At 61.9% G+C, this 17,939-nt stretch carries 11 protein-coding genes; 6 read left to right on the forward strand and 5 right to left on the reverse strand.

Features of this window, described 5'->3' with window-relative positions; all coding sequences use genetic code 11:
- Window positions 1–2 precede the first annotated feature (2 nt).
- A complete protein-coding gene (locus MKS85_RS21455; protein WP_076382842.1) occupies window positions 3–599 on the forward strand; it encodes a MarC family protein in 597 nt (198 codons plus the stop codon).
- A gap of 54 nt (window positions 600–653) precedes the next feature.
- On the opposite strand, the gene MKS85_RS21460 is transcribed toward MKS85_RS21455, so the two are convergent.
- The 5 genes from MKS85_RS21460 to cobG all read right to left on the reverse strand — a co-directional run bounded on the left by MKS85_RS21460 (window position 654) and on the right by cobG (window position 12,550).
- A complete protein-coding gene (locus tag MKS85_RS21460) occupies window positions 654–7,724 on the reverse strand; it encodes a TcdA/TcdB pore-forming domain-containing protein (protein WP_188252132.1) in 7,071 nt (2,356 codons plus the stop codon).
- 465 nt (window positions 7,725–8,189) lie between these two features.
- Window positions 8,190–9,881 carry a precorrin-3B C(17)-methyltransferase gene (gene cobJ / locus MKS85_RS21465; RefSeq protein ID WP_188252133.1) on the reverse strand — a complete coding sequence of 564 codons (1,692 nt, stop codon included), beginning with the start codon at window positions 9,879–9,881 and terminating at the stop codon, window positions 8,190–8,192.
- Window positions 9,881–10,615, reverse strand: a complete 735-nt coding sequence (locus MKS85_RS21470) for a precorrin-2 C(20)-methyltransferase (protein WP_188252134.1) — start codon at window positions 10,613–10,615, stop codon at window positions 9,881–9,883. The genes cobJ and MKS85_RS21470 overlap by 1 nt, the downstream gene beginning before the upstream one ends.
- Entirely contained in the window at window positions 10,612–11,238 is a 627-nt protein-coding gene (locus tag MKS85_RS21475) for a precorrin-8X methylmutase (RefSeq protein ID WP_047227378.1), read from the reverse strand. Before MKS85_RS21475 ends, MKS85_RS21470 begins: the two co-directional genes overlap by 4 nt.
- Window positions 11,231–12,550 (reverse strand): precorrin-3B synthase, encoded by a 1,320-nt coding sequence (cobG, locus tag MKS85_RS21480; protein ID WP_223194550.1) that lies wholly within the window; start codon window positions 12,548–12,550, stop codon window positions 11,231–11,233. The genes MKS85_RS21475 and cobG overlap by 8 nt, the downstream gene beginning before the upstream one ends.
- 405 nt (window positions 12,551–12,955) lie before the next feature.
- Between cobG and MKS85_RS21485 the strand changes: the two genes are divergently transcribed.
- The 5 genes from MKS85_RS21485 (at window position 12,956) to MKS85_RS21505 (ending at window position 17,878) form a co-directional block, all read left to right on the forward strand.
- Complete coding sequence (locus tag MKS85_RS21485; protein ID WP_188252136.1) at window positions 12,956–13,861, forward strand: zeta toxin family protein; 906 nt, start codon at window positions 12,956–12,958, stop codon at window positions 13,859–13,861.
- A gap of 277 nt (window positions 13,862–14,138) precedes the next feature.
- Window positions 14,139–15,350 carry a precorrin-6y C5,15-methyltransferase (decarboxylating) subunit CbiE gene (gene cbiE, locus MKS85_RS21490; protein ID WP_188252137.1) on the forward strand — a complete coding sequence of 404 codons (1,212 nt, stop codon included), beginning with the start codon at window positions 14,139–14,141 and terminating at the stop codon, window positions 15,348–15,350.
- Entirely contained in the window at window positions 15,343–16,440 is a 1,098-nt protein-coding gene (locus MKS85_RS21495) for a cobalt-precorrin-5B (C(1))-methyltransferase (protein ID WP_139048487.1), read from the forward strand. Before cbiE ends, MKS85_RS21495 begins: the two co-directional genes overlap by 8 nt.
- The gene (locus tag MKS85_RS21500; protein ID WP_188252138.1) at window positions 16,437–17,159 is read left to right on the forward strand and encodes a cobalt-precorrin-6A reductase; all 723 of its coding nucleotides are present in this window, start codon (window positions 16,437–16,439) and stop codon (window positions 17,157–17,159) included. Before MKS85_RS21495 ends, MKS85_RS21500 begins: the two co-directional genes overlap by 4 nt.
- 359 nt (window positions 17,160–17,518) lie before the next feature.
- Entirely contained in the window at window positions 17,519–17,878 is a 360-nt protein-coding gene (locus MKS85_RS21505) for a DUF6124 family protein (protein WP_188252139.1), read from the forward strand.
- Window positions 17,879–17,939: the final 61 nt, after the last annotated feature.

The raw sequence follows: 17,939 nt of genomic DNA on the forward strand, positions 1-17,939 counted from the left end.
CCATGCTTCATGTGTTGTTCAGCGTTTATCTGAAGATGCTGGTGCTCTACAGCCCCTTCTTCGTGCTGTCGTGTTTTATCAGCCTGACTCGCGGCTACTCGCGCAAGGAACAACGGCGCCTGGCCTGGAAAGTCGCGATCGCGACGCTGGTGTCCAGCGTATTGCTGTATTTGTTCGGACGGGTGATTTTCAGCGTGTTCGGCATCACCGTGGATGCGTTCCGAATCGGCGCCGGCAGCGTGCTGTTCATTTCGGCGCTGGGCATGGCCCAAGGCAAATCAGCCGTACAGACAGATAATGTTCAGCAGGACGTGACCATTGTCCCGCTGACCATTCCGTTGACGGTCGGCCCCGGCACCATTGGCGCCCTGCTGGTGATGGGCGTGAGCCAGCCGCACTGGGACGACAAACTCATGGCCATCATCAGCATCGCCCTGGCCAGCTTTACCGTCGGCGTGGTGCTTTACCTGTCCAGCCGCATCGAGCGGATTCTCGGTGACCAGGGCTTACAGATTGTCAGCCGCCTGATGGGGTTGTTTGTCTGCGCGTTGGCCGCGCAGATCATCTTTACCGGGGTCAGAGGCTATCTGGTGCCCTGACACAGCAGCGGTCTGCTTGCGACGTAAGACCCCAGCGCGAATATCGGACCGTGGTCAACTCACCAGATTGCTTTCCTCCTCATACGATACGTGTGACAACTCTTTGAGCGCGACACCGTTGCTGGCATTCTGCAAAGCACCCAACTGCTCAATCAGTGTCGAGACGGTGTAATGCCGGTTTCCTCCAAAGCTGAGCACGACTTCTCCGCGCAAGTTGACATCCGCCGCATACACTTCACGAAAAATCACACTGTGCCCACTGTTCGGGTCGATGATCACCAGATGTTCATGGATGGGGCTCAGCAACAACTGGTCAGGCTCATCGTGCTCCCAGATCAACTTACCGGGGATTGTCTGCGCGCTGCCCAGCGAGTGCCGGCAATCGAGAATGACCGACTTGACTCTCAACCAGGCCGCTTTCGACAACCTGTAACTCACCGCGCCTTGCCCCATGCGCAGGACCAGAGTCGTAACATCATCCGGCATCAGCGCAAGAAGATCATCGATCTTCATCTGGCCCTCAATGGCCAGAACCTCGGCATCACGCCGGATGTAACTGAGTGGCCCAAGATGCTCCATAACCGGCAAGGTCAGCAGCTTTCCGTTCCTGCTTTCATGAAGCAGCACGTTGCTCCGCTGCTGGGTACCCAATAGTTCAAAGGACTCTGGAATGGCCGTCTTGGGAACCCGAATCACACGCTCGGTCTCGGCGACGAACCATTGCAGGTTACCGGGCTCCTCCACTGACAGCAGTGCGCTGCGAAATGGCTGGGCCGCCAGCTGTTTGAGGCCCTCGAGCTTCCGGCCACCTTGTGCGACGACCCATTCGTGAGTGACGCCGGTAATCAACGCCGGCTCCCGGTCTCGCAGCACAACCACCACGCCCTCGAATGTCACGCCACGCAGCCCCACTCCTTCGACCGTCAGTTCGACAAACTGCCAGGGCGCCCATGCACGCTCCGCGGGGGGTAATGCATCAGCCTGCAGCAACTGCGAACCCTGGCCAAAAGCGGACTCCAGTTTCTGCGGATCGATGAATGCCTGGCGATAGACTTCGCCACTCGATACATCGAACAGCCAGGCCGCTTCGCTATCCGGGGTAACGCCGAGCAGGCGCACTTGCTTTGCATGCCCCCATTCAGCCAGCAACAATCGGTTGCCGACGTACCAGGCACACAACCTCGCGTCACCGTTCAAGTGGGTCAAGCCGATCAGGGCAAAGCTGTCGGTTGCGTATTGCCGGGCCAAGGGCTCCAATGCGGACCACCAGTGCGCCCGATCCTTGAGCCACACTTCACTCAAACCGCCCAAGGCCAGTCTGCCCTGGCTCGTCAGGTTGAAGAACAGGCCCTCTGACGTCAGGGCGACGTAGCCGCCGTCAACCGCCATGACGTTTTCCAGCTTCTGCGGGCGCATCCATGTTTCGGACCAGTGTCCCTTTCCCGCCACCTCGGTACGTTGCTTGCGACACAGTTCCTGTCTGAGCCGGTCATAGATGACAAACACATCGCTGTCGCCCGCCGGTGTCAGCAACGTCAGGTCAGTCATGTGCTTGATCGAGTCGGCCCAGCCACGGTGATGATTGCGGCGAGGTGAGGGACGGATGATCAAGTGATCGCCGCGGCGAACCCAGGCCATGTCCCGCCACTGCGCCTCGGGCTTCCAGCAAACCGAAACAAAGGGGGCAGGCCGCCAGTTGACGGTGATGAAGCTGTCCTTTTCGCTGGCGGATGGGGTAAAGGGGTAGCCGTTACCAAGGATCAGCGACCAGTCGGCCAGTGTTTCGCTGGCACTCAGGACCGACTCCAATGCCAGGTCCAGGTCCCGAGTGATCGAACTGAGCAGCAGTTGCCCCTCATGTATCACATAAACGAGAACATCGCGGGCCTGATCCTTGCGGGTGATTTGCTGAACGACATGAATCACCCCCTGTGCATCCACCTCGACGCGCTTGATGGTGCTTGCGACATTGCTTGCGCCCCACAGCCAATAACGATGGCTCAACAGCCCGGTCACCGCGTCGACTTGCCAGATGATCAGGTTCTGCGGGTCGTAGAAGTAACAGGAAGCACCCGCCACCGCTCCCAACACAGCGCCATCGACACCCGGCATATCGTCACGGATGTACAGGAAGCGGTCCTCCTTCGCGTCATACCAGGCCGTAACGTAGCGGGGCTCGTCCGGTGCCTCGAACGGAATCAGATAATGGTGCACCGCCGTATACGGCATCACCAGGCGGTGCTTTTGAGCCAGAGTCTTGAGGTGCCCCTGCAACGCCTGTCGACTCATGCCCGGTGGCACATCCTGCTCGACGAGGGTGAGTTTGCGCGCCTGCAGCTCAACCTGAAACACTTGATTGTCGGAGATCTTGAGCACAATTTCATGGCTCCCCGTTCCCGTGAGCGTCACCTGGAGCTCACCGATAAACAGTTTCCCTGAACCCTCGAAACGGATGTCGCTCTCGCCGACCCAAGGGGCGTCCAATACCCAACTGGACTTCTGCGCAGGCCCCGACTCAAGGATCAGGCCCACGCCGGGATTGAGTCCCAACGCGCAGCGTTTTCCGGCACCCCGAATCCGATAGGCTACCTTTGCGTGCCAGACGGCAGGGAGAACGGGCACCACCAGCGAGCGATCGACGGAATCGAGCCACACATCGATCACTGTTGGCCGATAGTCAGGCACCATGCGGTAGAGGATGTAGTCGCTGGGAAACGAATAGAACGAAAACAGGAACAGCCAGCCACCATCCGCTTTCCTTTTTTCCAGACGCCGGGCCGTGTCGAAACCGGTGTCATGGCGCAGGCTCGCGAAGGGCAGCGCCTTGTACTCGTAGCGATAACAGGTTTGCGGTGTGCAAGGCAGGACGACCTGGCCTGCCGGCGGCGTGAACTTGACCCGACCTGGCAGATTCAGCTCTCGACGGATATCGATTGCCCGGCGGTAATCGTCATCAAAGGTCGGCACGCCGAAATGATCACGTAGCGGATACAGCCTGGGGCTGTCCAGCACGAGCTCGGAGCGGGTCAGGTCCAGCGTCTGAACGATCAACGAAGAACGCGGCAGCCATGCCCCACTGGGGACATCAAAGTGATAAGGCTGAAGATGAGCTTTTGTAGCCTCATCGAAGAAAAGCCCGACTTGTTTGGCTTCTTCAGCAATGGTGGCGAACCCCTGGGCCAGCGCGGCCACCCCCACCGCCAGCCCGCCCAGCATCACCGCGGCGCCGCCCAGAAACGCTCCGGCGGTGGTGGCACCGGCGGCGTAAGCGCCTACCGACAACGCCAGACCGGCCGAGTCGAACGCCAGTTGGGTGCCGAACTGCGCGCGTTCCACTTCGTTTCGGGCAGTCGACAACTGATAGATGTCGAAGCCGACATTCGCCAGTTGCAGCAGCCCCCCTGTCGCTTCGCTCACGCTGCTTCCCACCGCCGCCTTCACCACTGGCGCGACGGTACGGGCAATCAGTTTTTCTTCAGCCAGTGCCTGACGCACCAGCCCCACCAGGCCCGCGATATCCACCACGTTGCCGTGAACCAATTGCGCGTAATTGACATAGCCATGCAAGCGCACCGCCAGCGTCAGGGAGCGATCAGGCCCTTCCTGCCGTCTCAATGCATTCATCAATGCTTGTATGGCGAAACCGGCGTTCAGGGTATGGACGCTGCCCACTTCGGTGGGATCGCTGGGCACGGACGGTTTATTGGCCAAGGCTGAAAAACGTTCCGAGAGGTAGCTTTTTATACGCAAGAGTCGATGGTCGTCAGTGACGACCCGTACCAGGTGCTCGGGACTCTCAGGATCGATCAGGCTTATGCGGTACGATCCGTTCGACATGACCTCCAGGGTTTCGAACAACGGCACCAGGCCTGATGCCAATTGACCCGCCTGCTGAAGATGGGCCGTTGCCTGCGCGATCTGTTGCCCCCACCACTGGCCATCCAGCGCCAGCAGACAGTTGCCCAATCGAGGATTACTCTGCAGCGACTGCCCCCGGGCATTGGCCAGGCGCTGTCTGACCGGGCGCTGCGCCTGCCCGGGCAGCGCGCCGGGTTGCAGCAGTTTGGAAACTTCAATTGCACCAGACAATGCCAGGCTCGCCACCTTGGCACCGTCCAGGTCGATGAGATCGAAGGTCGGGCGCGCCGCATCGCCATACGCGGCGTAATAACTGGCCATCTCGTGCTGAAGGAAGAACTGCTCCAAGGCTTGCCTGAAGCGTGTCGCCTGCTGGAACTCGAATACGCCAAAATTCGGATCGTAGAAGTGATACGTACTGCGCTCCCCCTCTAGGGTCTTGGCCACCAGCATGGCGTGATTGTCGGAGTTGAGCATCAGCGTGCTGGTCGTTGTCCTGGCTTGCAGAATGTCCACCACCGCATTCAGATCCGAGCGCGCCAACCCACGGCCGACGTCGCCGATCTGCACATCGCGCAACGACTCCACGCAGTTGAGGAACGTCTGCGAATCACTGGCCTGAGGCTCGATCACCCCCAGGTAGAACCGCTCACGCAAGGTGTTGACCGCAACCTTGTCCTGCGACAAGGCTGCCGCCATTGCCAGGGCCAAGGGATAACAACGTCCGCCCACCCTGTCGCCATCGCCCTGGAGCAGCAGATCCTGAGGTACAAGCTTGATTGTGTCGGCATCGAAATCGTCCAGGACAGTACCGAGGCGTTCAACGACCCGGACACGGTATTCAAGCTTCGCCACCTGGCGGATCCGCGCGACGTGCTGGCCCCATTGGCACAATGTCAAAGGCTGCTCCAGGGCGTTTTTCTTCAGGGCCAGGGCGGTTTCCTCATGCCCTGGCGGATACTCGGCCGCACTGGCAAGCCCGGCCAGAAAAGCCGGCGCCTTACGTTGGTACAACGCATGCTCGATCGTTGCATAGCCGCCAGCGCTTCCCTGGTTCGCGACGTTGTTGGCCAGGTTATCCAACTGCGGGCGTACCGCATCGAAGCTGCGATTATCCAAGGCCGTCGCACCGGTCAAGCCCCCCAGCAGCAGACGTTGCAGGGGACTCAATTGAGCGACTTCAAAATCACCTTTGGCGAGGCGCTCCAGAAGCTCAACGACGGACAACCGGCGCGTTTGCTGATCGCTCAACGATGCTGGCGGCAACGCACTGGCGCTTTGGGCGAGGATCGACTGACGTTCATCAAAACCCAGCGGTATCGCCTTGTCGAAAATCACCGTCCCGTCATGGCCCAGACTCATCATCTGCATGAACGGCTTACCCAGCTCATCGGCCAGATGCTGCAAAAGCTCGGTGGACAACACATGTCGCCCCTCGATCACCGGCCAGCCTTCATCGAACTGGAGCGTACGGTATTTGAGCAGCTCGGCCATATCGCCGGCATAACGAGCCTTGAACCGGCCCTCTTGCCAGCGTTTTTTCTCGTTAACGAGCCATTGCCCGGTGTCACTTTCGTTTTCCTTCCAGGAGTGATCCAGCTCCTCCTCGGTGGCCCCATTGACGCTGCCGACGGCGGCGATGACCGCCTCCGCGCGCCACTGCTCGGCGGTTCGCGGGGTGAAATGCGCCCGGTGGTAATCGGCCATCCCCTCGCGCATGGCGGCTGGGCCGGTCAGGTAGATCGTCACTTCGCTCTGGGGGCGGATACCGTCGCTGTAGTAAGTGGCGGCCGCCTCCACCAGAAACGCCGCGGCCATTTCCGCTTCCGGCGACAGCTCGTGAAACGCACCGAAAATCTGCGTTGCGGCCTGACGCGCAAGGCCGATCATGCTCTGGGCATCGGTAAGGGCAACGTTTTGCTCATCGGCCAGGCGCGCGGTGGCATCGACGATTTCATAGTTGAGCCTGAAACGCTCGAGCACGGTTTTGAGCATCGCCGCCCCAGGGTGGCCCATCAAAAAAGCGTTGCTCAACGAGTTTCGCGCGGCAACGGCGCGCAGCTCGTACGGACGCGCCAGACGCTCCACCGGCGGGCGAAAAACGCGGTTCAACTCGGGCTGGCTTTTAGCGAACCGCTCCAGCGCATCGCGATGCTGCGACGGGATCGCGTGGAGATAATCCGTGTACTGGCTGCGCAATGCCTGACGGCCGGGCATCCAATCCGGGTTTCGATCAAGCAACAACTGCAACACCCCCAGGCGCGCGTCGGTCTTGAACTCACGAATGTCCACCTCCCCCAGTTTCTCCAGCAAGGGCGGCAGGTGATCGATATCGACATAGCTGCCCCCTTCGGCGAACAGGGCTTCGACACGCACAATGTCGGAGCCCCCGGCAAACATGCCACGCAGACTGATCTCGCGCTCGTAGATATCCCGCAAGTGAAGGGGTGCTTGCCCGGCGGCAACGTCGCGCAGGCTCAGGCAACCCTCAGCCAAGGCCGTGAGGCTGAGGCGGTTATCGTTCATCAGGGTATTGAGCCGCGCCTTATCCTGGCCGTAGGCGCGAACCAGCAGATCGATTCGAGCCTCATCAGCACTGCCGCCGTTCTTCACAACCTTGGTGATATGCGCATACATCTGCTGCTTCAGGACGATGGCGCGTTCTTCATAACGGTCGCCCAACTCCAACGGATCGACACTGGCCTGCCCGCCATTGAGCATGGCATCGGCCTTCGCGGCTTCGACAATGATCCGGTTGGTCTCATAGGCCAGCAGCGCGTCGCTGTCATACCAGAGACTGAGGCGATAGCCCTGCGGGCCCATCACCTTTTTCCAGATATTGATGTAATCACGCTGAATCGCCCCGACGCCGCCCCCAAGCCAGACAAAATGCAGGTTTTTCGGCACTTCGGTAGCGGGTAGTTTCAACTGCTCGAAGCTGTTGTGCAGGCGCGCTTCGAAACCCTCGATTTTGTTTTGTATCTGCGCCAGGTTCGCAGGCCCGGCGCCATCGGTGCTCAGCGGCTCCGGCGCACGACGGCGCCGGCTGTTTCCCTGCAAGGTTCCCACCGCCTGCTTGAGCAGCCCCAACGGTTCCAACATGCGCGCAGAATCCAACAAGGCGATACAACCAAAGTAATACCGAAGTACCGAATCATATTGTTCGGAACCCTTGTACGGCATTAAGGCCCGTTCAAGATCCTTTAGTTTCAACAAACTCACAAAATCGACGTAGTCATCCGCCGATGAACGCTCAGGTTCACTCATAAACAATACTTCCATTTATCGTATATAAATACAGGACAGCCTTGCACGATGACCGCCCACAAGCGCTTCCAAGCACTCGGGCAGCCTCTGCATCAAGTCATCTAAAGAAATACTCTTGTCAGGAGAAGTTGCGCGCTCTCTCCTGCAATAGATAAGTAGCAGCCATCCCCAGTGCGCCCCAACAACAGCGTTCACTCAGGCCGCAAACAGCACTTTACAGTCCCAATCAATTTCAAAGCGGAAGCAAACATAGCCCACACTTCGAACGCTGTTCAACTCACAAGGAATTCAATAAGTTTCCGAACACAATGACTTAGCGCTCGCGCATCGAATATTTATTTCATTATTCAAACAAACAGGTATTCGCGACGTCTACAGCGTCAAACAGCGGGTCGTCTTTTACCCACGCAGTCTCGAACATGACGAAGTCAGATAGAGGCGGCCCAGGCGGGCCGCCGGGTTTTATCAGAGCGGTTTGCTGCCATACCAACGCGGCGTGTACACCCAGTCGCCCCCTTCGGCGCGCGGGAATACACACGTGGTGGAGGAACCGATCAGCACCATGGTGCGCATATCCACCTGTTCCGGGGTCAACTGCCCCAAAGTCGTGATCCTCAGGGTCTGGCCCGGACGACCGATATCACGCCCCAACACCACCGGCGTGTGCGGCGTGCGATGTTGCGCAACGATCTCCAACGCTCGCCCCAACTGCCACGGTCGGGAACGGGAGATCGGGTTGTAGAACGCCAGGGCCAGGTCTGCTTCAGCCGCCAGATCCAGGCGTTTCTCGATGATCGACCACGGTTTGAGATTGTCCGACAGAGACATCACGCAAAAATCATGACCCAGCGGCGCACCGGCCTGGGCGGCGGTGGCGAGGGAAGCCGAGACGCCCGGAAGGATTTGCAGGTCGACGCCATGCCAATGGGCATCCGTCGACTCGTGCAGCGCTTCGAGCACCGCAGCGGCCATGGCGAACACGCCTGGATCGCCGGACGACACCACCACCACGGAACGGCCCTGGGCCGCCAGTTCGAAGGCATGACGGGCACGCTGCATTTCCTCGCGGTTGTCGGTGCAGTGCTGCACCTGATCGGACCGGAAGGGACCGGCCATGCGCACGTAGGTTTCGTAGCCCAGCACATCGGTGGCACGGTCGAGTTCGGCGCGCACGGCCGGCACCATCAACTCGGCAGCGCCGGGGCCAAGGCCGATCACGGCAAGACGCCCGCGCGGGCGGCCAATCTGGTCGGGGTCGAGGGGCTGCTCAGTCACGGCGATGGCATGGCTGCCCATGACCTGTAGCGATGCCGGTTGGCCGAGGGCATCGCTCAACCATGTTACGAGGTTGCCATTGGTTGCGGCAAAACGCAGCGGCACACCCAAGGCCGATGCCGTTTCGTGCAGCTCAGGACGGGCCATGTCGCTGTCCGCCGCCAACAGGCACGCCAGCGACTGCGGCGCGAGGCCGGCCTGCTCCAGTATCGCGCCGATGTCCGCCGACGCCCCTGCACTCAACGCCACCAGCACATTGCGCGGATAAATACGCAGCTCATCCGCCGCCGGTGTACCCGCAGCACTGTCGATACGGATCGCCAACCGTGCCCGTTCATCCTCGGGTAACTGCGCCTGAACCAGCCACGGCGCGGCGCCTTCGATGCGCACCGATTCACCTGCCAGCAGATCGGAGACAAAACGCTTACCTTGCTCCAGATCGCCGAGGCTGTAGCCACTCGGCGGATTGAGCAGGCAGGTGCCGAAACGCAATTCGCCGCTGGTGGTGATCGCCGGGGTGACTTGCAGTGCTGTGGCGATATCACGGGCCATGACATTGACCCCGCCCAGCCCGCCAAGCAGCGGCACCACCGCGCTGCCGTCCTCGGCCACCGCCAGCACCGGCGGCTCGACGCCTTTTTCCAGCAGCAGCGGCGCCAGCGTGCGGATGACGATGCCGGCCGCGCACAGGGCGATGATCGGCGTGTCCTGTTGGTAGAGCTCGCGCAGCGTTGTGCCGAACTCGGTGTATTGACGATCCACACCCTCGACCCGTCCGCTCAGGCCGTGAATCAGGGCGTCAGGGTAGCGCTGCTGGATTCGCCGGGCGGTGGCGAGACTGCCCGGGCCGAGGATGACAATGGCCGGCACTTTGGAAGTCATCAACCCTGCCACCGTTCGCCGGGCACGATGATCAGCGAGAAGTACGGCGAGGACATCGGCTCGACTTCATCCAGCGGCACGATCTTCTGGTTGGCCATGGTTGCCCGCTCGACGTACAACGCCCGACCGTCCAGGCCCAGTTCCTGGAGCACCTGCCGAACCTTGGGGAAGTTACGCCCCAGCTTCATGATCACCGCCGCATCGGCGTCGGCCAGGCGGCGCTTGAGCTCCTCAAAGGGCAGTACGCCAGAGAGCACCGACAGGCTCTGGTTGCGATAGACCAGCGGCGCACCCAGCACCGAGGCGCCCCCGAGCATCGAGCACACGCCAGGAATCACGTCAGCGTCATAGCGCTCGGCCAGGCGATCGTGCAGGTACATGTAAGAGCCGTAGAAGAACGGATCGCCCTCGCAGATCACCGCCACATCACGACCGGCATCCAGATGCACGGCCAACTGCTCGGCAGCGGTGTCGTAGAAGTCGGCGATGACCTGTTCATAGGACAGCGGGGCCGGCAGCGCTTCGGTGGTCACCGGATAGACCAGCGGCAGCAACGTCTGCGCCTCCTGCAAATGCGCCTCGATGATGCCGAAAGCGTTGCCCTTCTTGCCCTTGGCGACGAAGTACGCCACCACCGGCGATTCGCGCAGCAGGCGCAGGGCCTTGACCGTAATCAGTTCCGGGTCACCGGGGCCTACGCCGAGGCCGATCAGACGTCCAGGCTGCTGCATCATTCAATCTCCGTAGCGAGGGCGTTGACGGCGGCGGCGGCCATGGCGCTGCCGCCGAGCCGGCCTTGCATGATCACGAACGGCACGCCACGGCTGTTGGCTGCCAGCATCGCCTTGGACTCGGCGGCCCCGACGAAGCCCACCGGGAAGCCCAGGATCAGTGCCGGTTTCGGCGCGCCGGCATCGAGCATTTCCAACAGGTAGAACAGGGCGGTCGGCGCGTTGCCGATCACCACGACACTGCCTTCCAGATGCGGACGCCAAAGCTCCAGGGCGGCCGCCGAACGGGTGTTGCCCAATTCAAGGGCCAACGCCGGCACGCTCTCGTCGCGCAAGGTACAGATCACCGGATTGTTCGCTGGCAGGCGAGCCCGGGTCACGCCTTCGCTGACCATCCGCGCATCGCACAGGATCGGCGCACCGGCGGCCAGCGCCTGGCGTCCCGCCGTGCCGGCGCCCTCGGAAAACTGCAGGCCATCGACGGCCTCGACCATGCCGCAGGCGTGAATCACCCGCACCGCGAGTTTTTCCAAGTCGGCCGGAATGCGCGCCAGGTTGGCTTCGGCGCGAATGATCGCGAAGGAGTTGCGATAGATCTCCTGACCGTCGCGGATGTAATCAAGCATCAAGGGGGCTCCGGGGGCGAGCGTCGAGCCAGTGGCCGAGCGCTTCAATAGTTAGATCGTGCGCCTGCAACGCGCCGAAACCCGGCAGCGTCGCATCGCGAAAATACAGGTCGTAACGACCGGGGGCGACCGCCAGCAAGGTGGCGGGCGCGACATGGGCCGCTGCGCAGGAACGCGGACAGCCCGAGAGATGGATCTTCAGGGCACGGCCCTGGCGTTGCAGCAGCTCGGCCAATTGACGAGCATCGGCCTTGGTGTCGGCCAGGGCTTTGCCGCAGCCACTGGAGCCGGTACACGCGATGAGTTGCGCCAGGGGTTGCTCGAGCGAGCACAACAGCCCCAGCTCCTCGAGCCGCGCCCGCACACCGGGCGCATCCTCGCGGCGCACGTTGGGCAGCAACAGGCTCTGCCAGGGGCTGAAACGCAGGCTGGCGTCGCCCTTGTCCCGCGCCAATTGCGCGGCCCCGCGCAGCATGACGGCGTCGAGTCGGCCCAGAGGCGCCGCCGCGCCAACGTAGACCTGGTCGTCGTGCTGGGAATGGATGCCGATGTGCAATCCGTCGATGGACTCGCCCCGCCGCCAATCCGGAGGGGGCTGCAACGCCACGCGGCGGGCCAACTGGACAAGGAACTCATCCCTCGGGATTTCGGCCAGCACGTGACGCATGCGCGTCTGGTCGGGACGGGCCAGGTCGAGAAACAACTCCAGCACCGCCACCACCAAATCATGTCCCTGGGCCAGGCGCACAGCGCCGTCCGGCTTATCCAGCGGGGTGCCGGCCAGCCCGAAGGCCAGCCACGGTTCGCCGTTGCGAACCAGCGCCGAGAGCCACAGGTCATGGTGATGTTCAAGCATCGCCAACCCTTCCCCGCCGTCCAATTGCACGGCGAACTTGGCCGACAGCTCATGGAAGCGTTCATGGGTTTGCAGGGTGAAAAGAATCCGCGCGGCCAACGGACGGGTATCGAGCAGCATCTGCCGGTCGATCCCGGCCGTGGGGCTGAGCATCAGGTTGCGCACGTCATCGCCGGCCAGTTTGCGGGGGCCAAGTCCGGCGTTCAGCAAGGGCTCGATCAACGCATCGTGCTGGGGCCCAATCCCACGGATTTGCAGGTTGGCGCGGTTGGTCGCCTCGATGACGCCACCAGCGAACCGCTCGGCCGCCAACGCCACGGCGTCGGCCTGATCCGCCTGGATGGAACCACCGTCGAGCTTGATCCGGCAGATCCCTCCGTCCAGCGCCTGGACGACACGCAGCAACCCCGGACAACCCGAGGGGCGTATGACGCTGGATGATGGACGTTCGTTCAAGGGCAAACCGGTCGATAAGGCACGCCGCAACGGCGAAGGCCCGCCATTATGCCTGCTTTGCCGGGGGGCATGAAAAGCTTGCTGGTCGGATTGCGGGCATCGCGCTGCGCCAGGGAGCCGATCACGGCCACAAAACGGGGGGGGCGAGCCTGTTCGCGATAGCGGTCCACCTGAAAGGGTGATGTTGAATGTGCCAACGCCTTCGCGAGCAAGCACGCCAAAGGGGTTCGGTGTCAGGCACGCTGACGTAAGTTTACGGCGCCTTCCATGTAGGGATTTTTACCTTAAAAAACAGGCATATATCTTGGAACACACGCTCATTTGAACAAGCCGCAAAACCCCGCTTTATTCAAAGGGCAACCACTCACTTCACTTCATGGGAATCTTTGATAAGGACATCAGGATATGCCACACGCATCGAATTACGCCTACACCCCGGAACAGGTCACGACCGCATTCACCGAAATCACCGACACGCTGTTCAATGGCATTACGGTCGAGTCCGTCCCCAAAATGCTGATCGTCGCCGGATCGCAGGGATCGGGTAAAACCTATCTGCTGGAAAAAAGCCTCCTGCCCTCCCAACGCTACGACAATCATGTGCGCCTGTACCTGCCCGAGTACCGGGAAAAACACCCTCACTACGCCGAAATGATCAAACGCGGTGTGCTGCATGCTTATGAGCATACAGAGGCCTTTGTTCGAGAGGTTTGCTCGAAAATCTTCGCAGAGGCGTTCAGGAAAAAATACAACATCATCATGGAATGCGCGTTCGACAGCATCGATTTCGCGGCCTTCCCGGCGATGGCCACGGCAGCGGGCTATCAGCTGGAAACCCACATCATCGCCTGCAAAAAAGAGTTCGCTCATCTATCGAGTATCAAAAGAGCCCTCAGAAGCCTGGAAAAACAGGAGATGGAAAGGTTCGTCACGCTATCGGCGCTCAATGCCAGCCTGGGCAACGCCCAGCCGACCCTGCTGGCTATCGAGACGGCGGCCAAAGCAGTCAGCGGCTCGCAGATATACTTGTACGAGCGCGGGTTCGGCCCTTTGAAGGAACGGATCCTGCGCACCCAAAGCACCTATACCCTCGATCCGGACGGGACTTTGCTCATCGCGGGACCGAAGGTGGTGTATGCAAATGCCTTCGAGATCATCACCAACAACCGCCTCCACCTCATCGGCGACCGCGAAGAAATGGTAAAGGAGTGCCACCTGACACTGCTCAAGACCCAGCCCCATGCTGAACACGTACCCGACTCGGTCTACAACGATCTGTATGCCTATATCCTCAAATACGTCTACCGATGAATCGGCTGCCTGCTTGAGAAGGTGATGTTGAATGTGCCGACGCCATCGCGAGCAGGCTCGCTCCCACAGGGGACCTGTGGCAAACACAGACCTAGTGCCTCCCCCAATCACAACTGTGGGAGCGAGCCTGCTCGCGAAGCGGTCTGTCTGAATCGGTGCCGCACGCCGGCAGGCTCCCAACGGCCCACGCCATAACCGAAGGCGCACGGTATGATGGCGGCCCGGTTCGCGTGCGCAACAAGCCCGCCGATCAAACCTATCCATTCGAGGAACAGAGATGACCCCCTGGCTGACCGTAGTGGGCATCGGTGAAGACGGCTTCAAGGGCCTGGGCCGAGCGGCTCGCCACGCTTTGCTGCAGGCCTCGCGTATTCTGGGCAGTGAGCGCCAGTTGGCGCTATTGCCGCTGTGCATCCGCGGTGAACGGGAGCTGTGGCCCAGTCCATTTTCCCTCGAACCGCTGCTGGCACGGCGCGGAGACCCCGTGTGCGTGCTGGCCAGCGGCGATCCCATGTTCTATGGCGTAGGCGCCAGCCTCGCCAAACAGTTGCCTGGCGAGCAGATGCGGGTCATTCCAGCGCCATCGTCCTGTTCGCTGGCGGCGGCCCGCATGGGTTGGCCCTTACAGGAGGTGGTCACCCTGTCGCTGGTGGCACGGCCCCTGGCGGCACTCTGCGCTCACTTATCCACAGGCGTCCGGCTGTTGCTGCTGAGCAACGACCGCCACAGTCCTGCCGCCGTGGCGGCGCTACTTCGCGAGCGCGGCTTCGGCCCCAGCCCCATGACCGTGCTCGAACATCTGGACGGCGCCGCCGAACGGCGGATCGAAAGCTGTGCGGCACAATGGTCCGATCCCACCGTCGCGGACCTGAACCTGATCGCCGTCGAATGCCGCGCCGAACCCTCGGCGTTGCGCCTGTCGCGCCTGGCCGGTTTGCCGGACACTGCGTTTGAACATGACGGCCAGCTCACCAAACGTGACGTGCGCGCCATTACCCTCGCCCGTCTGGCCCCGATGCCCGGTGAATTGCTCTGGGATGTGGGGGCGGGCAGCGGCTCCATCGGTATCGAATGGATGCGCGCCCACCCCAGTTGCCGAGCCCTGGCCATCGAGGCCGACGAAGGCCGCCAAGGGTTGATCGAACGAAACCGCGACACCCTAGGCGTGCCCGGCCTGCAACTGATCCGCGGGCGGGCACCGCAGGCTCTGGAAGGACTGGAGCCGCCGGACGCGGTATTCATCGGCGGCGGCGTAACCCGCGAGGGCGTGCTCGACGCTTGCTGGGCTCGACTCAAGCCCGGCGGACGGCTGGTGGCCAACGCCGTGACGCTGCAGAGCGAGATGACGCTGATGAACTGGCGCGAACTTCATGGCGGCGAACTGACCCGTATCCACATCGCCCAGGCCCAGCCATTGGGCGAGTTCGACACCTGGCGCCAGGCATTGCCCATCACCTTGCTCGACCTGGTCAAACCCTTCGATGCGTGACGAAACCGCCGAACAACCCGCGCCCCTGCGCAGCGGCCTGACCACCGGCAGTTGCGCCACCGCCACCAGTCTGGCGGCCGCCCGGCTGCTGCTTTGCGGCATCCAGGCCGATGCCGTGGAGATCGTGCTGCCCAAAGGCAAGCACGTGCAGATGCGCCTGGAATTCTGCCGCCTGACCGAGCAAGGCGCCGAAGCCGGGACGATCAAGGACGCCGGCGATGACCCGGACGTGACCCACGGCGCGCTGCTGTTTTCCCAAGTGCGGCTGACAGCCGAGCCTGGGGTGCGCTTCATTGCCGGGCGTGGCGTGGGCACCGTGACGCGGCCAGGATTGGTATTGGACGTCGGTGAGCCGGCGATCAATCCGGTACCACGTAAAATGATCGGCGACCACCTGGGACGGCTGGCCGAGCAAGCCGGGTATGCCGGCGGCTTCGAGGTCACGGTCAACGTTGAGGGCGGCGAAGCGCTGGCGCTGAAAACCATGAATCCCCGGCTGGGGATCCTCGGCGGCCTGTCGATCCTCGGCACCAGCGGCATCGTCCGACCATTCTCCTGCGCGGCCTACATTGCCTCGATCCACCAGGGCATCGACGTGGCGAAAACCAACGGTTACCTGCACATCGCCGCCTGCACCGGCAACGCCAGCGAAGACACCATGCGCCGGGTCTACAACCTGCCGGAAATCGCCCTGATCGAAATGGGCGATTTTGTCGGGGCGGTGCTCAAGCATGTGCGCAAGGTGCCCGTGGAGAAGCTCAGCCTCTGTGGCGGCTTTGGCAAAATCAGCAAATTGGCCGCCGGTCACATGGACCTGCACAGCCGTCATTCAAGTATCGACCTGCCACAACTGGCGCAATGGGCAGCCGCCATCGGTGCCGATGAGGCATTGCAGCAAGGCATTCGCCAGGCCAACACCAGCCAACAAGCCCTGGCGATGGCCAGCGCCGCTGGCATCGCCCTCGGCGACGCAGTCTGCGAACACGCCTTGGCCTTCGCTCGCGGCATCGTACCGGCCCAGGTCCAGGTCGAAGTCTTCGCCATCGACCGCCAGGGCGGCATCGTCGGTCACGCCGGAGCTTTCAAATGAAACGCATCCTGCTGCTGGGGGGGATCACCGAAGCCCTGGCCATCGCCCGCACCCTGGGCCCAACACACCTCTACAGCCTGGCGGGGATCGGCCGCGTTCCCACCGACCTGACCTGTCAGGTGCGCGTCGGCGGCTACGGCGGCGCCGAAGGGCTGACGCAATTCATTCGAGACCAAGGCATCGACCTGTTGCTGGATGCGACCCACCCCTACGCCGCACAAATCAGCCACAACGCCGCCCACGCAGCCCGCGCTTGCGGCATTCCCTGCTGGGCCCTGCGCCGTCCGGCATGGCAACCCCAGGCCGGGGATGACTGGCGCGAAGTGGCCGACTGGGCCGAACTGATCCAGTCCCTGCTGCCGTTCCACCGCCCCCTCTTCACCCTTGGCCGCGAGCCGCTGCAACACCTGCACGAAATCCCGCCCGAGCAATTCTGGACCCTGCGGGCCCTGGAGGTTTACCCCGGTAATGAGCGCTGCGAAGTCATAGGTGCCCGTGGACCGTTTCATATTGACGGTGAGCGCGAACTGTTCGAACGGCGGCGGATCGATGTGCTGATCAGCAAGAACAGCGGCAGCACGGCCACCGAGCCGAAGCTGGAAGTGGCGCGGGAGCGGGGGCTGCCGGTGCTGGTGTTGAAGCGGCCGGTGTTGCCGGGGGTGGATCGGGAATTTGGGACGGTGGATGAGGTGTTGCAGGGGCTTCGGCATTTGGTCTGACAGAAACCTGCACCGTCCTACAAGCCTGTCCTGTCGGAACTACGCCAGCAAGCTACGTCACCTTGCGCCGCTGCCTACAACTACGCCAGAATCCGCTGGCTTGTGCGCCTTGGAGGCCGTCGGTAACTTGAATCCCGTCACTGCCCATCAGTGATCGGGTTTAGTCGCCCGAGGTTTTCAGCAGGTTCACAAGCTCCGTCAGTCAGGTGTCTCATCCCTGCACTCGATGGTGGTTGTGCGCAGGGCGCCTTCGGGCGCGCCGGTAATGCTGGACTCCCCGGTCGACTAACCTGCGCACAGCCGCCGCCCTTCGTTTAGTCGCGAAACGGTTGCGGCTCCATAACATGGAGTTTCCAGCAATGTTCAAGAACACACCGAATCCCCCAACCCCAGACGACCACACGTCCCGTTGCCAGTCAGCCAACGCCAAAAAACTCGACGACGCGGCCACCCGCGCCTTGGACTATTACCTCAAGCCGTCAGCCGACAAAGAACCATCCGACACGCTAAATACCCTTTTCGTCATCGCACCTAACGTCGACGCCGAATGCCTGCTCGCCAACCTCAGCGAAACCCTGGCGTCGGCCAATGCCATGGTCAGCGACCTGGCATTCGATCTGGAGGGCTCGCGACGACATATCGCGCAAGGGGTCCAGCAAATGATTGAGCTGGGCCAGTTGCTGGCGAATCGGGCGCTGGATGTGGTCGACCCGAGATAAGCCACAGGGCGTTGGGTTTGATCAAAAACGATTGGTCAAACCCAATCCTGTGGCGAGGGGA

Origin of the sequence: Pseudomonas sp. JL2 (assembly GCF_031570495.1) — a bacterium.
GTDB lineage: Bacteria > Pseudomonadota > Gammaproteobacteria > Pseudomonadales > Pseudomonadaceae > Aquipseudomonas > Aquipseudomonas rhizophila.